We start from the raw sequence: 21,826 nt of genomic DNA on the forward strand, positions 1-21,826 counted from the left end.
AATTCATCAGAAAAGCAGCAGAGCTGCGTAAGATTTATAGTTTGATCATCTAAGAGTCTACTTAGGTACAGAGTACCGTAACTTTCATTTTTGTTAGTGTTTTCCATTTAATCATGAATGTTTTTACTCCCAACACCATTTTCCAAAACTTACTTTTCTACACACAAACACCCTCTCACAAAGGGTACATTTGTATTTTTTATACAATCGCAAACGATAACGCATAATTTTTACAAGGTATTCTGATTATAAAGTTGTATTTTCAAACTGTATATCAAAATTAACCATTCGCCAAATAATCGTTTGGCGACATTTAAGTAACTATTAAACTAAATTTTTATGTGTGGATTCGTAGCAGTATTCGACTTGAAGGTAGATTCACAGGAATTGCGCCCTCAGGTACTGGAAATGTCCAAAAAAATTCGTCACAGAGGTCCCGATTGGTCAGGTATATTTTGTGATGAAAAAGCGATTTTATCGCACGAGAGACTATCGATTGTAGATCCTCAATCAGGAGGACAACCCCTTTACAGCAAAGATGGCAATTTGGTCTTGGCTGTTAATGGAGAAATCTATAATCATATGGACATTCGAAATCAGATGAACGGATCCTATGAGTTCTTGACCAAATCTGATTGCGAAGTAATTTTGGCTTTGTACAAGCAAAAGGGAGTTGATTTTATTGATGATTTGAATGGAATCTTCGCATTTGCCTTGTACGATAAGGAGAAGGATATTTACCTGGTTGGTCGAGATCATATGGGAATTATTCCATTGTATCAGGGTTGGGATCAGCATGGTAACTACTATGTGGCTTCAGAATTGAAAGCTTTAGAAGGATATTGTAACAAGATTGAAGAATTCCTTCCAGGGAAGTTCTTGTTCAGCAAGGATGGTGAAGTCAAAGAGTGGTACCAGCGCGACTGGATGGATTATGAGAACGTGAAAGACAATGAAACTGATATGGCAGCACTTCGCAAGGGATTGGAAGATGCCGTTCATCGTCAATTGATGTCTGATGTACCGTATGGTGTGCTTCTATCCGGAGGATTGGATTCATCTGTTATCTCTGCCATTGCCAAGAAATATGCTTCCAAGCGTGTAGAGTCGGGCGATGAGCAAGATGCATGGTATCCACAATTGCACTCTTTTGCGATTGGTTTGGAAGGATCACCAGATTTGGCTGCCTCACGTAAGGTGGCTGATCATATCGGTACGGTTCACCACGAAATTACATTTACCGTTCAGGAAGGTTTGGATGCTGTTCGCGATGTAATCTATCATTTGGAAACCTACGACGTAACCACCGTTCGTGCCTCTACTCCTATGTATATGATGGCTCGAGTAATTAAATCGATGGGAATTAAAATGGTACTTTCGGGTGAAGGTGCTGATGAAATGTTTGGTGGATATCTGTATTTCCACAAAGCGCCTAATGCGAAGGAATTCCATACCGAAACACTTCGTAAGCTAAGCAAGTTGCACTTGTTCGATTGCTTGCGTTCCAACAAGTCGATGGCTTCGTGGGGTGTAGAAAGTCGTGTTCCTTTTCTTGATAAAGAATTCCTTGATATTGCCATGAGAATTAATCCTGAAGATAAAATGGCAAAGGATGGTAAAATGGAGAAATGGGTTATCCGTAAAGCTTTTGAAGATTATTTGCCAGAAGAAGTGGCCTGGAGACAAAAAGAGCAATTCTCCGATGGTGTTGGATACAACTGGATTGACACTTTGCGTGATATTGCAGAGAATGAAATTAGCGATGAGCAATTGAAAAATGCGGCTTATCGATTCCCGGTTAATCCACCAATGTCGAAGGAAGAATATTACTACAGGGCAATTTTTGCCGAGCATTTTGCTTCTGATACTGCAGCGGCTTGTGTTCCATCAATTCCATCTATTGCTTGTAGTACCGCCGAAGCATTGGCATGGGACGAAGCTTTCCAGAACAATGCCGATCCATCGGGACGTGCCGTAAATTCGGTTCACAATGATGCATACGAGGAAAAGAAATAATTAATTTTCGTTTATACTTTCAGCAGGGGCTCTCCATATGGAGGGCCTCTTTTTGTATGAGCCTCACTTAATCATTAATATGGAATAGATTTTTCATGTTTTTCCCCCGATTCTCCCACTTGTATCCACGAAATTCATGCCCCGAGGCACCATTCATGTGGATAAAAGCACGATATGGCTTAAAAATTATAGTTAACAGTTACCTCTCTTTTTTTACAATAGAAATTTTACATGTATATTGTAAAAGAAATCAAACCTACTAACACTCTAAGCCTATGTACGCAAGCTCAAAACAAACCGTATTCTTTAAATACTATTTTCCATTTCTATTCATTCTAGGATTTGGGACTTCCTTCCTGGCTTCCGGATTTGTGGATACAGCACCAGATGGTGTAAAAATAGCCTTTGCAATTATGTCAGTTTGGCTCTCTATTTTCTTTATACAAGTGCCATTCAGATTAAAGAAAATTACCACCTTAGAAAAAGGCATATTGGTTAAGGGAAGAGAAAGAAAGTTGATTCCCTATTCTGATGTGGAAAGTGTTGCCAAATTCGATTTAGCTGGTCCCTGGTTCATGACCATCAAGTATTTTGACCAAAAGTCGGGAGATACAAAAAAGATTTGTTTTATGCCTTCACAATCTCAAAAAAGAACCATGGCTGACGATGCCATCACTACTTTTATTAAAGCAAGAATGAAAGAAGAGAATCCTCAATACAACGAGGACGACCAACCTTCAGCAGTAAAAAATTTCCTGATCCTGATGATGCTTAGTATGCCTATTACATTAACTGCATTTTATTTCTTTATTTTTAGCTAAGGATTTAAAATATATAATTTGATTCCTGGGATTCCGACTTTGGTTTGGGATCCTTTTTTTATGGAACAAGCATAGAACGCGGCTCACACGGATGAGATAGATATTCACGGACAGAAACCTTTGCAAGGCACATTACTTTATAAACCAAGCAAATAAAAGACAATATTACCTTATATGTTTGAGAAGGGAATGTGGATCATTCTATTAACAGGTATCAAATACCAAGATATAAGAATTAAGGTTCAAGAAATAGGTTTGTTCGTTCAATATAAAGACATATAATCTTAAGAAATCTACTAGATATTACAATATACTAATATACAACTTCAATATATAGACTTGATAACTCAATCTTAAGATATGCTACATTAATAAACAGACTTTATTATTAAATCTATTGACTCATATCATTAAAAAAGTAACTAGAATTTTTAATCTTTATTATCACACCTGTAATTTATTAACATATATTTTTAATCAATAGTCTCTATGTTTTAATAAATGCACTTCCTCATCAAATATAACATCTATAAATACTTATCAATAACCTCTATATTCCAGTAAATAGATATTGTTCACCCATAGAATGACAAACGTTTTCATTCAAAACACACAAGCCTCTTAACGAGAACGATGAGTCATTCCAAATAAAATATCACAGTAACAGAAACGACACATTCCTCTTGCTTATAATTGTTTTTTCTTTATTGTTTTCGGTTAATGAAAAATATATCTTTATTTTTGAATTGCATACCAAGTTAATCCATCATAACAATTTAATCTCTACTTGAAATGATAATGACAGTTTCAGCTTGATTGTTCGCTGAATTTTTGGAATGAGAATTATGAAGAAATTATCAAAAAAAATCAAATTGTGGCTTTCGAGAAGGGCAGTTAATAAATCCATTCATTATGAGAATATCAAAAATGGAGAAAGCCTTATTGTTGATGGAAAGAAGTATGTAAAGGTAAAACTGAAATTTGTTGACAGTTTACAATATAAGGCTGCCAAAAGAATGGATACCCTCGAGTCGGAAGCAAAAATTCTGTACCGTATGGTCAAAGATTTAAAAGAGAAGTTATCGGCAGCAGAAATTAAAATTGATTGCATGCAAGTACTTAATATTAATTTGGCAAAGGGAAACAGGGCTAAAAGGGATGAAAACAGTTTAAATCATCAAAAATTAATACATCAAATTAAACAGCTAAAAATCAAAAATAAGGAACAAAAACTTCAACTCCAGGAAATGGAAAAATTAAATCGTGAACTAAATGATGATATAAGAGAACAGACAGAAGAATTTGAAAGACTTAAAAACAAAATACTCCAATTGCCAATTCAGTATGAAACCGGGGACACACGTGAACTGAGACAGAGGATCAATGAGACAATCAATGGCCTGACTATAGACATGAACTCACTGCAAGATATCATTGTTCTGCATGAAAATCTAAACAGAAAGATGTTGGAGGATTTGCGCAAGGATGAATGGTGAAGAAATAAAATGTGGGTGAATTGGATGTAATGGAGTGCTCTGATTTGAACAGATAAATAAAGCATTGGTAAGCCAAGCTGAGGTCGGGATACCAAAAAAGGATGAAACCAATGGGGTATCATCCTTTTTATTTACTAATTTGATCTAATCTAATTATAGTGAATTCTTCTTCAAGAAATCGATAATCTCATCAACATATCCAAAGGCCATTCCAACAACCGTATCGGCAGCTCCATAATAAACTGCAACTTTGTTTTCTTCTGTTAAAGCAGCACATGGGAACACCACGTTTGGCACATCGCCAGCCAGTTCGTAAGGTGCAGCAGGTGCCAACAAATAAGGCTTAGAACGGTACAATACCTTGTCAGGATTTTCCAAATCCAACAAAGCTGCTCCCATGGAGTAACGGAAACCATTACAAGTATTGATTACCCCGTGATAGAACATCAACCAACCTTCTTCGGTGCGGATGGGTACCGAACCAGCGCCAATTTTGGTACACTGCCATGCACTATCAGTAAAATCAGCCACTTTCATTACACAACGGTGCTCTCCCCAATATTTCATATCAGGACTATATGAGATGTAAATATCACCGAAAGGTGTATGCCCATTGTCACTCGGACGACTCAACATGGCATATTTGCCATCAATTTTTTCGGGAAACAACACACCATTTCTGTTGAAAGGAAGAAATGCATTCTCGCACTGATGGAAAGTCTTAAAATCGAAGGTATATGCAATACCAATTGTTGGTCCGTGATATCCGTTGCACCATGTGATCCAGTATCGGTCTTCAATCCAACAAACACGCGGATCGTATTTGTAATCCGATTCAATCATTTCGGTATTTCCCGCTACCATTTCGATAGGCTTGTGATTGATTTCCCAATTGATACCATCTTTACTGAAACCAGCAAAAATATTCATTTGCACCGCCTTGTTATCGCAACGGAATACACCAGCAAAACCATCCTCGAAAGGTACAACGGCACTATTAAAAATACTGTTGGAACCAGGTATATCGTACCTTCCAATAACAGGATTTTGAGAATATCTCCACATCACATCCGAACATCCTTCAGGACGTTCCTCCCACGGCATATTAACTTGTTTTGTCATTTGATTTTATACTAATTCAGTTTCTTTAATTTCTTCCTCTTTTTTCACCTCGCATTTGTAATCCTCAGGATAATCTTTCAATTTCTTGTACCAGGTAAAATACAACACAACACTCGATGCGACAAATAATAGAATTACCCAGGTTAAGGACATAAACTCACCAATTACCAGGTAAATTGGTATCAACACCAACATCATTTGCCAGCCTGTACCAATGGTACAGTTCATCATATCTCTCCAAAAATCCTTATTGGGTTTCGCCTCTGGCTTTTGTTCTTTCAATTTCAGGTAAACAGGTTTCCAAAATCCCCAAGGACGAACACTATCATAGAATTTAATCAATACCTCATCAGGTTCAGGTTTGGTAACCAAACTACCAATTACAGAGGCTGCAAATGCAAACAAGAAAATAAATGGGAATGCATAAATGGGAGAAACTTCAGGAAAAGCCAATGGTGCAATTAATGATGCCAACAAACCAGCTAACATTCCTGTAAAATAACCATATCCGTTAAATCGCCACCAAATCCATTTTAACAGGTTTGATGCGGTATAACCTCCGAACAATGCACCCACCAACCATTTCATTACAGTATCGATACTTTCGGCAAAGAATCCGAAGAAAATGCCAACTGCCACCACGGCAAATGATGCCAAATACGACATTCGAATGTACTTCTTTTGCGATGCATTCGGATTGATAAATTTCTTGTAGATATCGTTTACAATGTAGGCCGGGCCTGCATTTACGTTTGCAGCAAAGGTAGACATGAAGGCTGCTACCAAACCAGCCAACAACAAACCTTTCGCTCCCACTGGAATGAAATTATTCAAAGCATAAGGCAATACCATTTCAAAGTCGATATTGTCGCCCATTTTATTGAATTCCGGTGCAAGATACACCAGTGCAAGTACAGCTAATCCCGTAATCATCAAATATCTTGGAACAAAAAGTACCAAAGAAACAATACCACTCATTTTGGCAGCATCTTTAGGTGTTTCTGTCGACAGGATTCTCTGCATATCGTAACTAGGAACAGGTCCAGCAATACTTACCAACATCCCTTTGAATATCATCATCATCATCAATACCGAGAACAATGAATAACCATCGGTTTCAATTTTGTTGTTTACTGCTGGTATCAAATGATCCCAATTCAAATCCAGATTCCAACCAAAGAATATATCTTTCCAGCCTTCAGGAATTGCTGCAGATATTTGTTCTGGACTCACCAAAGAAATGGCAATTACACCAACCATGATACAGGCGATGGTCATAATTACAAACTGTAAAACTTCGGTAAATACCACCGAGTACATTCCCCCTTTTATCACGTAAAGTGTGGTTAGCCCCATAATGATAATGGCATACATGTTCTCAGAACTAATGGTAATTCCCATTACATAGGTTTGCAGATTCCAAGGAAAAAATGTTTGGGCAAACTTCCCTACTCCAACAAACCCATATGTAATAAAACCAATTACACTCACAATGGCGAACAGTACCACAATCAGGTGAGATAATTGGGAACCTTTGTCATCTCCAAACCTGGTTTTTAACCACTCGGCACCGGTCATTACATTCGATCGGCGCAACCAAATTGCCAAAAACATCATCAGGAAAATCTGGTTCCAAACCGGCCACAACCAAGGAATCCAAACCGATTTTAAACCATATACAAACAGTATGGTAACCGTCCACATGGTTCCGGTAATATCGAACATTCCCGATGCGTTGGAAACACCAAGCATGTACCAGGGAATTTTATTTCCTCCCAAAAAGTAGTTCGATAAGTTTTTTGATGCCTTTGCGGACAACAAGTAACCAATTACAATGGTTAGAACAATGTATCCGATAATGATGGATATGTCGAGTACTGATAGATTCATTATATTCTATTTAGTTTTTTACTTGCTTGATTTTAATTCAAATTCAATTGTTCCTCCTTTTACCAAATCGTCATGATTGATAAAGTAGCTGGAATGATTTGAACCATTTCGTTTAATGCTTTTGATGTAAATATCATTTGCATTCTTCTTTTTCGTAACAATTTCCAATTTCTTTCCAGGATAAAATTCCTGGTTAAGCTCTATGGTAATTTTATCGAAGACCGGCGATGTTAGTGCGTAATCCGTATCTCCAGGGCAAACAGGATACATGCCCATCATGCTGTAAACAATCCAGGCTGAAAGTGTTCCACAATCGTCATTACCCGGAATTCCATCAGGTGCATTTTTATAGTATTCATCCACCAAGCGACGAACTTCTTTCTGTGTCCTCCACTCTTCCCCTTTAAAATAGTTGAACAGGAATGGGTAATGGATATCCGGCTCGTTGGCCATATCGTAAAGATCCTCATCGAATACTTTCTGTAGCTTGTTTACAAAATTCTTTTTACCACCCATTATTTTGGTCAGTCCTTTAATGTCATGAGGCACGCAAAAAGTATATTGCCATGATGTTCCTTCATGAAAACCCGGACATGGCTCAAAGTTTTCACCTTGCTTTGGATCGAAATTCTTTAGGAAAGTACCATCGGCAAGTTTAGGTCTCAATACGCCAAATTCTTTCGAATAGTAATTTTTATAGCCTAAAGATTGATTCAGAAACTTCTGATAATCTGCTTTCTTCCCAAGAGCTTTTGCAAACTGAGCCAGGTTCCAATCGGCAATATAATATTCCAATGCATGCGATACCGAATTATCGAATTCCTCTTCAATTGGCACATATCCTTCTGCCAGGTAATGATCGATATCAGGACGCAACTTGTTTTTTGCACCTTCAATGGTCGCCGATTTATACATTGCTTCATAAGCAGCATTTACATCAAAATCGGTTAAACCACGCAAATAAGAATCTACAATTACCGGAATTGACGGATCGCCTTCCATTACATGTGTTTCCTTTGAATTCAATTCCCATTTAGGTAGCCAGCCACTTTCCTTGTACATATCTACCATAGAGCGAACCATATCCAATTGTTCCTGTGGATAAAGCAGAGCCATTAATGGGTGAAAGTTTCGGTAGGTATCCCAAAGAGAAAACACGGTGTAGCGATTGCAATCATTGGTTTCCTTAATTTCGAAAGATTCCATTGCTGGATATTGCCCATTTACATCATTAATGATATTCGGATGAATTTGAGTATGATACAAAGCCGTGTAGAAAATGGTTTTCTGATCTTTTGTTCCTCCTTCAACCTTAACACTACCTAAAATATCGTTCCACTCTTTTTCTGCTTCTGCTCTAGTCTTCTCAAAATCAAAATCATTCGACTCTGCTTTAAGGTTTAATCGAGCATTCTCGATGCTAACATAGGAAACCCCAACTTCTACAATAATTTGTTCGTTTTCTTCTGTATCAAATGTGAAATAAGCTCCAATTTCGTTACCAAACATTTCCCGGGTAAATCCATCGTAGTATTTGTATTCACCCGAAGTTTTGCTCCAAGCTGCTTCTGCTTGTAGTTTTGGCATGTTTTTCCATACTCCAAAATTCTTTGCTGGTTTACTGAATCGGGCCACAAAATAGACAGGACGCTCCGATCCATCATTGTAACAGAAAGTACCTGTCATTCGAGAACCTTCAATTTCCTTGTTATTAACGATTCTCACCTTAGCTCCTACTTCGTTGGTTAATCCTAATCCAAGATTTAATAGAATATTTGATTCTCCTTTTGGAAAGGTATATCGACTTATGCCAGTGCGTTTTGTAGAACTCAGTTCTGCCTTGATGCTGTACTTTTCCAAATTAGTGGCATAATAGCCTGGTGTTGCCTTTTGGTTCTTCATAACAGAACCATATTGCTTGTGGTCAGCATTGACTTTTCCTCTGGTTGGCATCAATAAAATAACACCAAGTTCCGGACAGCCCACTCCACTTAAATTTACGTGAGAAAATCCGGTAAGGTATGAGTTATCCCATGAGTATGGTGTAGACCACCAACGTGCATCCTTATCGTATTTATTGATATCCGATCCGGAAACATTAAATGGAGTTACCGAAACCATTCCTCGCGGCACAATGGCCCCTGGATTTGTGGTTCCAAAATTCGTTGTCCCGATAAACGGGTTTACAAACTGTGTAAATTGTGCAAAACAATTCGTGAAAGACAGAAGGATTAGCAGGATTCCTGAGAATATCTTCATCCAGTTTAGATTTTAGGTTTGTTATAAAAAGTAATACCGAACGGGAGTTTCGCCAGCCAAGCACCTTCCCGATCGGTTCTCTAATTTATCTGTTAGCCAAATTAAGGCTTTACTGATTAAAAGCAGATTAATTCACGATTAATCTATAAAATGATTTATTAATTAGTGCTTAAGGACGATCTCAATAGCTTGTCCCCCTCCTGCAACCATTTTAACAGTCAACTCCGTGTTTGAAGTTACCTCTAATTCCGTAATGTTAATGTCTGTGGGGTTTTCGAGAGAAGCTTTTTCACCATCGGCATAAATTTTTGCCACATAAGTTTTGTCCCCTTTCAAGAATGACAAATCAATTTTCAGATCCCTGGCATGTTCATCGGTAATGCTACCAATGTACCAATTCTCATCTTTTCGGCGAGCCACAGCATAATATTCTCCAATCTCAGCTGCCAGCACTTTTGTTTCCTCAAAATCAGCAGGAAGGTTCTCAAAGAATTCAAAAGCGGGCTGACCTTCATAGTTTGAAATTAGGTCGGATGCCATTTGCAATGGACTATACAGGCAAACCCAAAGGGCCAATTGTTTGGCAAGCGTTGTATTCACTCGGCTATTTCCTTTATCATTGCTGTTCCATTTGGTGTATTCCTTCCTGTTTTTGTAAAGAATATCAAATGTACCTGGTGTATAGTCAATAGGTCCACCCAAACATCTGGTAAAAGGAAGAATCACGTAATGCTCGGGAGGATTTCCTTCGCTCCAGCCATTCCACTCCATGCCTCGTGCACCTTCGCGAGTCATCATGTTCGGATAAGTACGGCTGATTCCTGTTGCTTTAATTGGTTCGTGAGCATCGATCATTAAATTGTACCTTGCAGCCTTTTCCACAACCTTTCTGTAGTGTTGTACCATCTTCTGTCCATGATGGTAATGACCATTTGGCATTGGACCGGCATATCCAGTTTTTAGAACTCGAATACCATTATCTCTTAGCATGGAAAAAGCCTTGTCCATGCACTCCTCATAGTAAATATAGTCGCCACCAGTTTCATGATGTCCAATCAGTTCCACACCTTTTGCATTTGCATATCGAACCACCTCATCAAAGTCAAAATCAGCATAAGGAGTTTGCTGGTCAAAAGCACGTGCTTTCCCCCAGTTTTCCCAACCTGTATTCCATCCTTCTGCAAGCACTGCATGAACATTGTGATCGGCAGCAAAGTCGATATACGCCTTCATATTTTCAGTTGTAGCTCCATGCTTTGGGCCCATCGTCCAGGTTTCCACTCCCAAGTGCATGCCCCACCAAATACCAATATATTTCATTGGCTCAATCCAATCGGTATCCTCCAATACACATGGATCATTTAAATTTTGAATCAGATTTGATTCTACCAATCCTGCTGCATTCTTGCTAATGGTAATGGTTCGCCAGGGAGTCAAAAGAGAACCTTTGGCTTTTACTTTCACTCCATCAGGCCAAGGTACCAAATTGGCTTCGAAATTTGTTCCTCCTGTATTTTGCAAGGTCATTCCAGCATAGTCTGTCAGGTTTGCTTCATGAATACTTAAATAAACTCCATCATTGGTTTTGAAGGTTACAGGAGTATTGGCACCTTTTACCTCATCAATTTTAGTAGTTTGATATAGCATCTCATAGCTATCGAAATTAGCAGGAATAGACCAGGCTGTACCATTTTGAGCCAGGTTAAACTCTGTCTTTTCATCGGTAATGAAAATGCTATCAATACCTGTTTGCTCAGGAATTTTATACCTGAAACCAAGGCCATCATCATACACTTTCACTTGTAATTGAAGTTGTAATCCTTTTGAGGTAATCAAATCCAAAACCAACTGATTATAGTTGTTTTTGATTTTTTTGTTTTGACCCCACACAGCATTCCATACCTCATCAACTTCTACAGTTTTCTTATCAACGATCTTTACTTTTTCGATAGAAAGCCTGCTCTGTGTAGCTTCCAAGCCCAATTTAGATTCATTAATCAACTTAGCTTGTCCCACTGATAATTCATAGGACAGTTGACCTTGATCGTTAACGTGTAATTCATACTTCAATTCTCCATTGGGAGATTTCACCTCTACTCTATTATCCAAAGAACAGGATAAACTCATCAATCCAGCGCACAAAGCGAGGAACACTACTCTTACTCTCATAAATTAATTTTCAATCACATATGTTTTCTTATCAGAACCAATCCCTTTAATGGTCAAGCTTCTCCACTGTTTTGGAAGACATGTACTACCCTGCTCAATTCCCTTGTCGGTTATTTTTAGGCCTGCAAAACCAAAAATCACAGATTGCAGCATACCTCCCGCACCCGTTGCAAAGTATGGGTTGTTACTAAAAGCCGATTCAGCCAAAGCTCCAAAAGGAGGTCTTTTATTTGGTTCATAAGCTCTTTTAAATAACTCGAATGCCTTATCCGCTTCCCCCAACCTGGCATAAAGAACAGCCAATACGGAATGAGACATGGCTGGTCCTTCCGGTGCCATTTTTGGCTCATAATAAGCCAAGTCCCTGCGAATGTCTTCAGGCTTACTCACGATATTCAGTGGATATGCCAATAAATTCACATCGGCCTGTTTGATCACCTCCCCATTGTAGGTTCTGTTTTCTTTCATTGTTCCATTGGGGAAATAATGAAATCGCAAAGCCTGAGACACTTTACTCCACTGATTATTTGGAGACAGGCCAAGTTCCTTTGCCGCTTTCACTGCATATTCCAATGCTGTTTTTGCAGCTCCGTTGGTAAATGCATTGTCATCAGCATGATGGTAAAACTCATTGGCTCCTACCACATTATTGATGGAATATGAACCGTCCTCATTTTTAACAGATCGACTCACCCAAAAATCTGCCACCTCTTTCAATACTGGAAAACCAACTTCATTCAACCACTGTTTGTCTTTGCTTAGCCTGTAGTAGTTCCAAAAGGCAATGCCAATATCAGCAGTAATATGATGTTCGAAAGTTCCCGTTAAAGCCCAGGTTGGAGTTGCCTCCTCGCCTGTATCATCAGATTCCCAGGGAAACATGGCTCCCTCATATCCAAAGTTGGCAGCTTTCTTTTTCGCCTTTTCAAGCCTGTGAAATCTATAGTTTAAAAGTGAATGGGCAATATCCTGATTAAACACTAACAAAGGCGGATACATCCACAATTCTGTATCCCAGAAAACATGTCCGTTGTAGCCTTGAGCCGATAAGCCCATTGGCGGGATACTCAAATTTGAATCATCTCTCGAGAAAGAATACAAGTGATACAAAGCCAGGCGAACATCCTGCTGAGACTCTATATCTCCTTCAATTACAATATCACCTTGCCATAATTCTTCCCACAGTTCCTGGTGTCTTTCGATTACTGATTCTTTATTTCCCAACAGCTGAAAAACAACCATTCTTTCAGACTCACTCTTGGGATCATCAAAATTTTGAGAAGTACATACGGCCCCAGCCCAGGCAAAGCTATAGCTCTCCCCTTTTTTCAACTCCTTTGTAAAAACCAACTCATGATGATATGCTCCTTTAACGTTGTGCTTTAATTCCGGTGTTTCCTCTTCGAAAATAAATGTAGCAGAAGTAGCCATATGATGTTTTCCAAAAGGACTATCAGCTATGGTTTGAAGAACTGGCATTCTGGCATCCAAATCCTGCATTATACGAAAACCAGACTCCACATTTTTATATTCGTTAGGACAAACGATTTGTCCCCCTACCTGCACTTTCAAATTTCCGATCAATGGAGCAATTTCAACATCGATCATACCTGTATAAGGCATGCCTCGCAAAGCATAGGAAGTGAAAGAAAAATCAGCATAGTTCTTAAACCTGCAAGTGGTGGTTAAAGCTGCATTTTTCATATCCAACTTTTGAGTCCATGCGGTGCAATTGTCAGCTTTTAATGTATCCCCTTCAATAAGAATCTCAAGGTTTGCGAAATTAATTCCCAATAAAACCTTACTCACACCATATTTTGACTCTTTATCGAAAACATGATTTAAAATGATGGCTTTCGTTTTGCCTGGTTCTTTTGATGGCAACAGACCTATGCGTCCATTGGCAATGGCAACTCCCGTATAGTCAGAGTAATCATTTGTTTCAATTACCCAACCAGATCCTTGTCTGGTTTGGGCATTCACACCTATGTGAATCAATAAACAAAAAATAAAAAAGAATAAGTATCTAGAGTAAATAGTCATATTATATAAGCTTTAGTAATTCTGGCTTTTCATTGTAAATCTTCAAAATCAATTCTCCAAACAAGGTGTTTGCCCAGGCAAACCATGAACGAGTAAAATGTTCCGGCTTGTCTTTATGGAAGGTTTCATGCATAAAACCAGTACCTGCATGAGTATTCATTAACATTTTCAGACATTTCAGAATCTCCTGATCATTGTCAGAGGTCATTGCCCTCATAATGATACTCATTGGCCAAATCATGTCCACTCCCACATGCGGACCTCCAATACCTTCTGCAGCCTTTCCCACAAAGAACCAAGGATTATTTTTACTCAAAATGAATTTTCTTGTATTCTGATACAGCATTGACTGCTGATCTAATGCTCCCAAATATGGCAAAGAAAGTAAGCTTGGAATGTTCGCATCATCCATAAACAGTCGGTTGCCGAAGCCATCTACCTCAAAGGCCAGTGTTTTGCCATAAGTAAGGTGATCAGTGGAAGCATATTTCTGTAAAGCTTCCTCCACCTCTGCTGCCAATAGTAAAGCAGATGCAGACAGTTCTTTTTCAATACCCAAAGAATTTAAGATCTCTGTCAACTGCTTGAGTGAAACTACGGCAAAATAATTTGATGGTATCAAGAATGGGAAAATGGTAGCATCATCAGAAGGACGGAAGGAAGAAACAATAAGGCCAACAGGATTGATAGGGTTTCCATAACCATTTCCTGGCTGTGAGTCGGTAGGTTTGCTGGTAGTTCTTAAAAAAGAGTACGGCCCCTTATCTTCCTTTCGCTGTTGTTCTTGGAATGTTCGCACCACCGATTTCATTGCCTTTACCCAGTCAGCATCAAAACAGGTGGTATCATTGGTTTTCTTCCAATAATGATAAGCCAGCCTAATTGCATAACACAACGAATCTATTTCCCATTTTCTCTCATGCAATTCAGGCTTCATCTCCGTTTGATCACTTTCCCAATGTGATCCATCGGCACCTTTGTTAAACGCGTTAGCGTAAGGGTCAATATTAATACAATTGCTTTGTCGGTTGATGAGTCCTTGAAAAAGATCTTTCAATTTCCGATCATCATTTACAAGTGGCAGATATGGCCAAACCTGGGCTGTTGAGTCCCTTAACCACATGGCATGAATATCTCCGGTGATCACAAAAGAATCGGGTCTTCCATCTTTTTCAGAATAAGTCACCGTTGTGTCTAATGTATTTGGAAAACAATTTTCAAACATCCAGGCCAACTCTTTTTTCGCGATTGATTTTTTAACCTTAGCAATAATCGCATCAACAGCCGGACTTACAAATTTCCTTTCGGCTGCTGCTGGTCTATTTGAGATGTATTTTACTTCATTTGTTAAGCTAAATCCTTTTGTACCAATAAGACTCAGTCCACCTGTAAATAGGATTGAATTTTTTAGAAAATTTCTTCTATGCATATCTATAGGGTTATTCTCATCCCAGAGTAATTGGAGTAGGTTACACTCCAATTAATATCCAGGATTAGTTTGTGTTTTAATTTATTGCAGGCACATATTTGATAAAATCAGAAGATCATATATTCTACTCAACAATCAACTCATCGATAAAAATAAAAGTCCCTCTTCTCTCTTGTTTAGGGCAAGTGGCAATCACTTTGACAAACTCACAATTTAAAACCTCCAAATCAACAGTTAACAGCTTATTTTCCACGCCTTGCTCCTCCACACTTCTAATGGAATCCGTTATTGACCATTCTCCTGCCAACTTATAGCTTTTCCCATCCTTCGATACAAAAACTTGAATAGATTCTGGAAACAGGATGCTTGCTCCCTTATCAGTTATACAACTAAGAGAAACACTTTTTATATTAGCTGCAGTATTTAGCTTAATCGATGCATCTAAATCCTTATTTAAGAAGCCGAGCCACTTACCATTTCCCCATATTTTGCCACCTCTTTCAAGGTCAAGCAAGGTTTTGGCACCTTTTCCTGCATACTTTGAATAAGGTTGATTTTTAAGATCTATTTCACAGGCTCGTGCTTTGTGCACAATAAGCCGTTCTGTTTCCATTTCAGTTAACACCTTAGCGTTTTTTACAGAAATCGCTTTTAACACTTTTGTCGAATCCAACAAGAATGGTTCTGTATACAGATGTTCTTTTTCTATCGTAGGCTCACTTCCATCTAAGGTATAGTAGACCTCTGCTTCCAATTCAGGTTCAATTCTCACTTCAAGCATTTTGGTGAGAGTATCTAATTTCGTACTTATGATAGGACGATAAGCACTCATAGAGCAATTAGCACCTGCCTTTTGATAGTCCGCTATAAATTTATCAACAGTAGTTCTAAATCTCTCCCATGACTTATTCTCTTCTTTGGTCCAGGCATTCTCAGCCAATGCGAATATTCTTGGAAAAATCATATACTCCACCTTTTCAGGTGTCTTCATATGTTCCGTCCATACATTTGCCTGAACACCCAATACATTCTGATACAAAGAAGTATCTGAAATATGAGAAAGTGGATTTAGTTCATAAACCTGATGAAGTGGAGAAAATCCACCCCATGCAGGTAGTTCATTCTTACTTGAACTTTGATAATGGTCAAAATAATAAGATGTACCCGTTGAATTAACTGTTGGATGGCCTTCCTTTAATGCTTTTTCGAGCCCATTCATTCCACCCCAATACATGATACTTGCCGATGAAGATAAATCTCCTTCCAAAATCTCATGCCAACCAATTAATTTGCGTCCTTTAGATAAGAGGTATTTATCGAAATGATTCACGAAATGGCTCTGAAGACTTTTCTCATCGTACTTATGTTTCCGCATCAAATTCTTACAGGTCGCACATTTCTTCCAATTGCTTTTGTTTACTTCATCACCACCAATATGAATATATTCTGATGGAAAAAGCTCTATTACTTCATCCAAAACATCTTCTAACAGTTGATAAGACTCCTTATTGGCGGCACAGTATACTCCGATATTTTTTAAGCTTTTTCCTCTGCTGTCTTTACAAACCAATTGAGGATAACAATCGAAGACAATTTCCGAATGTCCAGGCAGTTCTATTTCAGGTAAAACTGTAATAAAACGATCTTGTGCATATTTTACAATTTCTTTGATCTCCTCTTGAGAATAGTATCCTCCATATTTTGGTCTGTCATCACCTTCCTTCCAGGCCTCGATATCCTTCCAGGGCTTATCTGCATCCTTCACCACTCTCCAGGCACCTATATCAGTCAGCTCCGGATGAGATTTTATTTCAATTCTCCAACCAGTTCCATCAACCAAATGCCAATGAAATACATTCAATTTATTGGCAGCCAAATAATCAATGTATTTCTTAATAAATGCGGTCGGCATAAAATGTCTTGATACATCCAGGTGCATTCCTCTCCATGCAAATCGGGGACTATCAGTTATCTGTACACAAGGAATATCACCTCTTCCCTTATCCTCAATATAGATCAGTTGCAAAAGGGTTTGCATCCCATAGAACAGGCCATTTTCAGATGATGCCAACAAAGTCACCGACTTCTCATTCACCTTCAGCTTATACCCTTCGAAAGGGATATTGTAATTTGTATCTACAGAAAGATGAATTGCATTTGGCGAGCTTTCTCCTGTCAGTTCAGATTGAACAGGTATGTTTAAATGCGGTTTAAATCTATGAACCAGTAGTTTTGCTATTTCAAGTGACTTCTCGGAATTCATCGTAATAAATGTCTTCCGATTTACCTTAAAATTCCCCTCCTGTTTTGCTAGCGAATTAGGATAAGGGATCAGGTTTATACCTTTATTTTTTCTCACATTCGATGTGCAGGACACACTGAAAATAACGGTTAGAACAACAAGGCTGAGCAGATAATAGTTTTTCATGAAGTTAGGGGATTTGAAAATGGGTATCTGAACAGATACCCGTTTACATGTACTATTTAGAGATTTCTTTATTTCCAACAAGAATACCAGATACACTCCAATGGTTAAAACCTGATCCTTCATCGTCTCCCTGATCAATCACAACCTTAATAACATGCTTCCCTGCTTTTAAATTACTAAGAGGAATATAATAAGGCGGTGTTAAGGTTGCCGGACACCAATTGGAACGACTAAGATCACTACTTGACAATCCGTTTCCAAAATTTCCTGAGGCTGGATTGGACATTCTATAGGTAGCACAATCACTTCTCCATGGAACATGCTTAAAAATCAACTCGTCATCTATCAACAACTGGTTTACCTTAGGAACAAACTCATCGCCATTGCCCCAACCACCATGACCGGTTGAGGTATATAATAACTGTAAATCCTCCACATTTTCATCTAAAGTAAATTCCACAGCCAGGGTATCATTTTTAAACATACGACCGTAATTTTGACCACTTGCCTCCATCACATTCAAAGTATAAAATAGTGGTTGAATATATTTCTCTGTCGCAGCAGTCTCTTCAAACGGAGGATAATAATTCAACTCCAAGCTCACCTTATGACCTCCCTTGTCATAATTCCCAATGAACACACCAATCCAAATTTCGTCCTCTTGCAAAGGAATTAATTCTGTTATCTCTTGTTTGTAGACAACAGAATCCTGCCAGTTGTAATTGTTGATTGGTCTCTTCTCATTAAAATGTCCCACTCCAAATGAGGTAAAGAATCTCATCAGCTCTACAGGTACGGTATAGTTATCATCACTCACTACTCCCTGGTATTCCACTCCCTTATTGTCAATATAGATAGGTAGCTCTTCTTTTCCATTTTTCAGGGCTGTTAGCATCGACTTTTTATCATCGTTCGCTATTGTAAATACACAACCTGTTCTGTCGTAGGCATCTCCATTCGACCAGTTTGTAAGTTTTACGAAAACACTACCTTCCGGGTTCACGTCAGCTAACTTAATTTTTTTCATGATCACCGTACCCTTTGAAAAACGATAGGTATGGTTGAGAATCTCTTCTTTAGGATTCGTTATACCTCCCTGAAAATTGATTTGCTCCTTATCGAATACAGGAATGGTCATATACCTTGAATTGATAATTAACTCTCGATAACGTGTCTGGCCAATTATAGGAGTATTTTCTGCAGGATATTTCATAAATCCCTTTTCCTTCTCTATGGATTTTGCCAGAATGGTACGATTCCCATTAACCACGTATTTTAACACCAATCCATTGTCGATAATTACAGATAAGGATGGCGATGCACTTACTTTTGCTTTAGTGGTGTACCAAACATCAATTCTATTTGAAAAAATAAGGAAACTGGCTTTTTTACATTCATAGCCTAAAATGGTCTCCTTCTCGTTCGTTTCTTCTGCTGTAGGTAATTCTGAAAATGGTGTGATTTGCTGAAATTGTCCCTTTTTAAGGTTCAGTACCTTCACCACACTCTTTGACTTGTAATTAATATAGAAGCTTTCAACTTTTGAAGAGTTTGATAATTGCACGATCCCATTGATCACAGTTGCAGTTACACCTCTATTGGGAACCAATTTACCATGACTGTATTGCTCATAGCTAATCTTAAGCCCCTTCTCTTTTTTCTCTGCTCCTGATACAAAAAGAGAAAAAGATAAAATGCTTACCAGGAATAGTATTCTTGCTTTCATAGGCTTGTATTACAAAATTAAGCCAAAGGAATAACAGTAAACCTGAGTAAATACCTAAGTAGGTAATCGAATCTCAAACTGGTTTAATGAATATTATTCCATTGGCTTAATAAATTAGTGGATTATTTTTGATTACTCATCGAATAAGGATAGCTGTCTTCTGATGTTCCACGCTTCTTATTCGCTTTCTTGGACATATTAAAATCAATTTTGCCACCTTTTAAGATGTCTCCATGCTTAATGTAATTCTTCTTAAAGGTTTTCCCATTTAACTTAACATCCTTTACAAAAACATTCTCTTTGGAATTGTTGGTACTGGTTATGGTAAAGGTATTTCCATTCTCCAATGTCAATGTCACTTTATCGAATATTGGAGAACCCAATACATATTCATCAGTACCCGGACACACGGGATAGAATCCCATAGCGCTAAATACATACCATGCAGAGGTTTGTCCATTGTCTTCATCTCCACAATAACCATCAGCCTGTGGTGTATACAATTTATCCATCACTTCGCGGACACGGCTTTGTGTTTTCCATGGTTCACCTGCATAATTGTACAGGTAGATCATATGCTGAATAGGCTGATTACCATGCGCATAATTCCCCATGTTCACAATTTGCATTTCGCGAATCTCATGAATGGTAAATCCGTAATAGGAATCATCGAATTTTGGTGGCATTTCGAAAACACCATCTAATGTAGAGATGAATTTATCTTTTCCTCCCATTAAATCGATCAAACCATTAATATCCTGAAAAACTGACCAAGTGTAATGCAAACTGTTTCCTTCTGTAAAGGCATCACCCCATTTTAACGGATTAAATGGTGACTGGAAAGTACCATCTTCATTCTTGCCTCGCATTAAGCCTGATTCTTTATCAAAGACATTTTTAAAATTTTGTGCTCTTTTTGCAAACAAATCAATTTCTTCCTGTGGGCGTCCTAACTCCTGGGCCAGTTTCCAAACACAAAAATCGGCGTAAGCATATTCTAATGTTCTTGCAGTATTTTCATGAATCCCAACATTGTAAGGCACATACCCTAATTTGTTGTAGTATTCTGCACCATATCTACCTACAGAAGTTACCTCCTTGTTATATCCATTTGTATTTTTGATGATTGCTTCATACAGTGTCTCGATATCATAACCTCTGATTCCTTTTAGGTAAGCATCAGAAATAAGTGATGCAGAATTGGAGCCAATCATACAACCACGGTGCCCCGGACTTGCCCATTCAGGCAACCAACCACTCTCCTTGTAAGTATTCACAAGACCTTCCATGATTTGGGCATTCAATTCAGGATACATTACTGTAAAAAATGGAAATACCGCCCGGAACGTATCCCAAAAGCCATTATCTGTAAACATGTAGCCGGGCAGTATCTCTCCATTGTAAGGACTGTAATGAATTACTTCATTTTTATCGTTTATTTCGTAAAACTTGCGTGGGAATAGCAGCACTCTGTACAAACAAGAATAGAATGTTTCCAACTGATCATCAGTTCCACCTTCTACTTTGATTTTTGCGAATTCCTTTTCCCAGGATTGTTTTGCTTCTTCCTTAAGCTGCTTGTAATTTTTATTTCCAATTTCCCTTGACAGGTTTAATTGAGCCTGTTCTTTGCTGATAAAAGATGATGCTACTTTAACATGTACCTCTTCGCCTTTTTTGGTTTTAAAGCCAATTACGGCACCAACATGATCGCCGGTAGCATTCTTTGATTTCTCATTTAATTGATCCTCATTCCAGGTATGAATAATTTCAAAATCCTTATCGAATTCAGCAACAAAATAATTGTGGAAGTTCTCAGGAACTCCACCACTATTGTTTCGGCAATATCCAATAATCTTACGTTCTTCCGGGATGATTTTAACTTCAGATCCTTCGTTGTAAGCATCTAATAAAATGTAAGAATTGTCATTTTCAGGAAAAGTAAAACGAAACATGGCAGCACGCTCTGTTGGTGTTACCTCTGTTTTTACATCATAGTCGGCCAGGTAAACTTCATATGCGTATGGTTTGGCATCTTCAGCTTTATGCGAAAACCAGGATGCTCTTTCATCTTCCTTAAATTTTAATTCACCTGTTACAGCCATTAAAGAAAAAGCTGCATAATCATTAATCCAAGGACTTGGTTGATGTGTTTGCTTGATCCCTCTTATTTTCTTTGCATCGTAAGCATAAGTCCAACCATCTCCCATTTTACCAGTCTGGGGAGTCCAAAAATTCATTCCCCATGGTAAAGCAATTGCCGGATAGGTATTCCCGTTCGAAAGTGCATGTTCCGAATCTGTTCCCATCAAGGTATTCACGAAATCAACCGTATTATTCTTCTCTTTATCGTTATTCTTGCTTGCCGACGCACTTATCGCAAGAAATAATAGTATTATAAAACTAATCTTCTTCATTCTTCACTTA

Annotated in this window: 12 protein-coding genes; 3 read left to right on the plus strand and 9 right to left on the minus strand. The window is 38.3% G+C overall.

The window, feature by feature from the left end; genetic code table 11:
* Positions 1-339: 339 nt before the first annotated feature.
* The 3 genes from asnB to NQ163_RS04185 all read left to right on the plus strand — a co-directional run bounded on the left by asnB (position 340) and on the right by NQ163_RS04185 (position 4,333).
* Positions 340-2,016, plus strand: coding sequence for an asparagine synthase B (gene asnB / locus NQ163_RS04175; RefSeq protein ID WP_268189028.1), 1,677 nt, complete (start codon positions 340-342; stop codon positions 2,014-2,016).
* Between the two features lie 275 nt (positions 2,017-2,291).
* Entirely contained in the window at positions 2,292-2,837 is a 546-nt protein-coding gene (locus NQ163_RS04180; protein ID WP_268189029.1) for a hypothetical protein, read from the plus strand.
* An 845-nt stretch (positions 2,838-3,682) separates the two neighbouring features.
* Positions 3,683-4,333: a hypothetical protein gene (locus NQ163_RS04185; RefSeq protein ID WP_268189030.1), complete on the plus strand. Its 651-nt coding sequence runs from the start codon at positions 3,683-3,685 to the stop codon at positions 4,331-4,333.
* Between the two features lie 153 nt (positions 4,334-4,486).
* Here the strand turns inward: NQ163_RS04185 and NQ163_RS04190 are convergent, their stop codons facing one another.
* The 9 genes from NQ163_RS04190 to NQ163_RS04230 all read right to left on the minus strand — a co-directional run bounded on the left by NQ163_RS04190 (position 4,487) and on the right by NQ163_RS04230 (position 21,816).
* Positions 4,487-5,455, minus strand: a complete 969-nt coding sequence (locus NQ163_RS04190) for a glycoside hydrolase family 130 protein (protein ID WP_268189031.1) — start codon at positions 5,453-5,455, stop codon at positions 4,487-4,489.
* A 6-nt stretch (positions 5,456-5,461) separates the two neighbouring features.
* The gene (locus NQ163_RS04195) at positions 5,462-7,345 is read right to left on the minus strand and encodes a sodium:solute symporter family protein (RefSeq protein WP_268189032.1); all 1,884 of its coding nucleotides are present in this window, start codon (positions 7,343-7,345) and stop codon (positions 5,462-5,464) included.
* 18 nt (positions 7,346-7,363) lie between these two features.
* Entirely contained in the window at positions 7,364-9,604 is a 2,241-nt protein-coding gene (locus NQ163_RS04200; protein ID WP_268189033.1) for a GH92 family glycosyl hydrolase, read from the minus strand.
* A gap of 162 nt (positions 9,605-9,766) precedes the next feature.
* A complete protein-coding gene (locus NQ163_RS04205; RefSeq protein WP_268189034.1) occupies positions 9,767-11,773 on the minus strand; it encodes a glycoside hydrolase family 97 protein in 2,007 nt (668 codons plus the stop codon).
* 3 nt (positions 11,774-11,776) lie between these two features.
* Complete coding sequence (locus NQ163_RS04210) at positions 11,777-13,816, minus strand: glycosyl hydrolase family 95 catalytic domain-containing protein (protein WP_268189035.1); 2,040 nt, start codon at positions 13,814-13,816, stop codon at positions 11,777-11,779.
* 1 nt (position 13,817) lies between these two features.
* On the minus strand, positions 13,818-15,245 hold the full coding sequence (locus NQ163_RS04215; protein ID WP_268189036.1) for a glycoside hydrolase family 125 protein: 1,428 nt from the start codon (positions 15,243-15,245) through the stop codon (positions 13,818-13,820).
* A 124-nt stretch (positions 15,246-15,369) separates the two neighbouring features.
* Complete coding sequence (locus NQ163_RS04220) at positions 15,370-17,796, minus strand: beta-N-acetylhexosaminidase (protein ID WP_326493315.1); 2,427 nt, start codon at positions 17,794-17,796, stop codon at positions 15,370-15,372.
* Positions 17,726-19,399 carry a PNGase F N-terminal domain-containing protein gene (locus NQ163_RS04225; protein ID WP_268189038.1) on the minus strand — a complete coding sequence of 558 codons (1,674 nt, stop codon included), beginning with the start codon at positions 19,397-19,399 and terminating at the stop codon, positions 17,726-17,728. The genes NQ163_RS04220 and NQ163_RS04225 overlap by 71 nt, the downstream gene beginning before the upstream one ends.
* A 122-nt stretch (positions 19,400-19,521) precedes the next feature.
* On the minus strand, positions 19,522-21,816 hold the full coding sequence (locus NQ163_RS04230; protein ID WP_268189039.1) for a GH92 family glycosyl hydrolase: 2,295 nt from the start codon (positions 21,814-21,816) through the stop codon (positions 19,522-19,524).
* Positions 21,817-21,826 lie beyond the last annotated feature (10 nt).

Source organism: Marinifilum sp. D737, from assembly GCF_026672275.1.
GTDB lineage: Bacteria > Bacteroidota > Bacteroidia > Bacteroidales > Marinifilaceae > Marinifilum.

Coding starts and splice junctions, on each gene's coding strand:
- asnB (WP_268189028.1), top strand. CDS start 340: ATGTGTGGATTCGTAGCAGTATTCGACTTGAAGGTAGATTCACAGGAA.
- NQ163_RS04180 (WP_268189029.1), top strand. CDS start 2,292: ATGTACGCAAGCTCAAAACAAACCGTATTCTTTAAATACTATTTTCCA.
- NQ163_RS04185 (WP_268189030.1), top strand. CDS start 3,683: ATGAAGAAATTATCAAAAAAAATCAAATTGTGGCTTTCGAGAAGGGCA.
- NQ163_RS04190 (WP_268189031.1), bottom strand. CDS start 5,455: ATGACAAAACAAGTTAATATGCCGTGGGAGGAACGTCCTGAAGGATGT.
- NQ163_RS04195 (WP_268189032.1), bottom strand. CDS start 7,345: ATGAATCTATCAGTACTCGACATATCCATCATTATCGGATACATTGTT.
- NQ163_RS04200 (WP_268189033.1), bottom strand. CDS start 9,604: ATGAAGATATTCTCAGGAATCCTGCTAATCCTTCTGTCTTTCACGAAT.
- NQ163_RS04205 (WP_268189034.1), bottom strand. CDS start 11,773: ATGAGAGTAAGAGTAGTGTTCCTCGCTTTGTGCGCTGGATTGATGAGT.
- NQ163_RS04210 (WP_268189035.1), bottom strand. CDS start 13,816: ATGACTATTTACTCTAGATACTTATTCTTTTTTATTTTTTGTTTATTG.
- NQ163_RS04215 (WP_268189036.1), bottom strand. CDS start 15,245: ATGCATAGAAGAAATTTTCTAAAAAATTCAATCCTATTTACAGGTGGA.
- NQ163_RS04220 (WP_326493315.1), bottom strand. CDS start 17,796: ATGAAGGATCAGGTTTTAACCATTGGAGTGTATCTGGTATTCTTGTTG.
- NQ163_RS04225 (WP_268189038.1), bottom strand. CDS start 19,399: ATGAAAGCAAGAATACTATTCCTGGTAAGCATTTTATCTTTTTCTCTT.
- NQ163_RS04230 (WP_268189039.1), bottom strand. CDS start 21,816: ATGAAGAAGATTAGTTTTATAATACTATTATTTCTTGCGATAAGTGCG.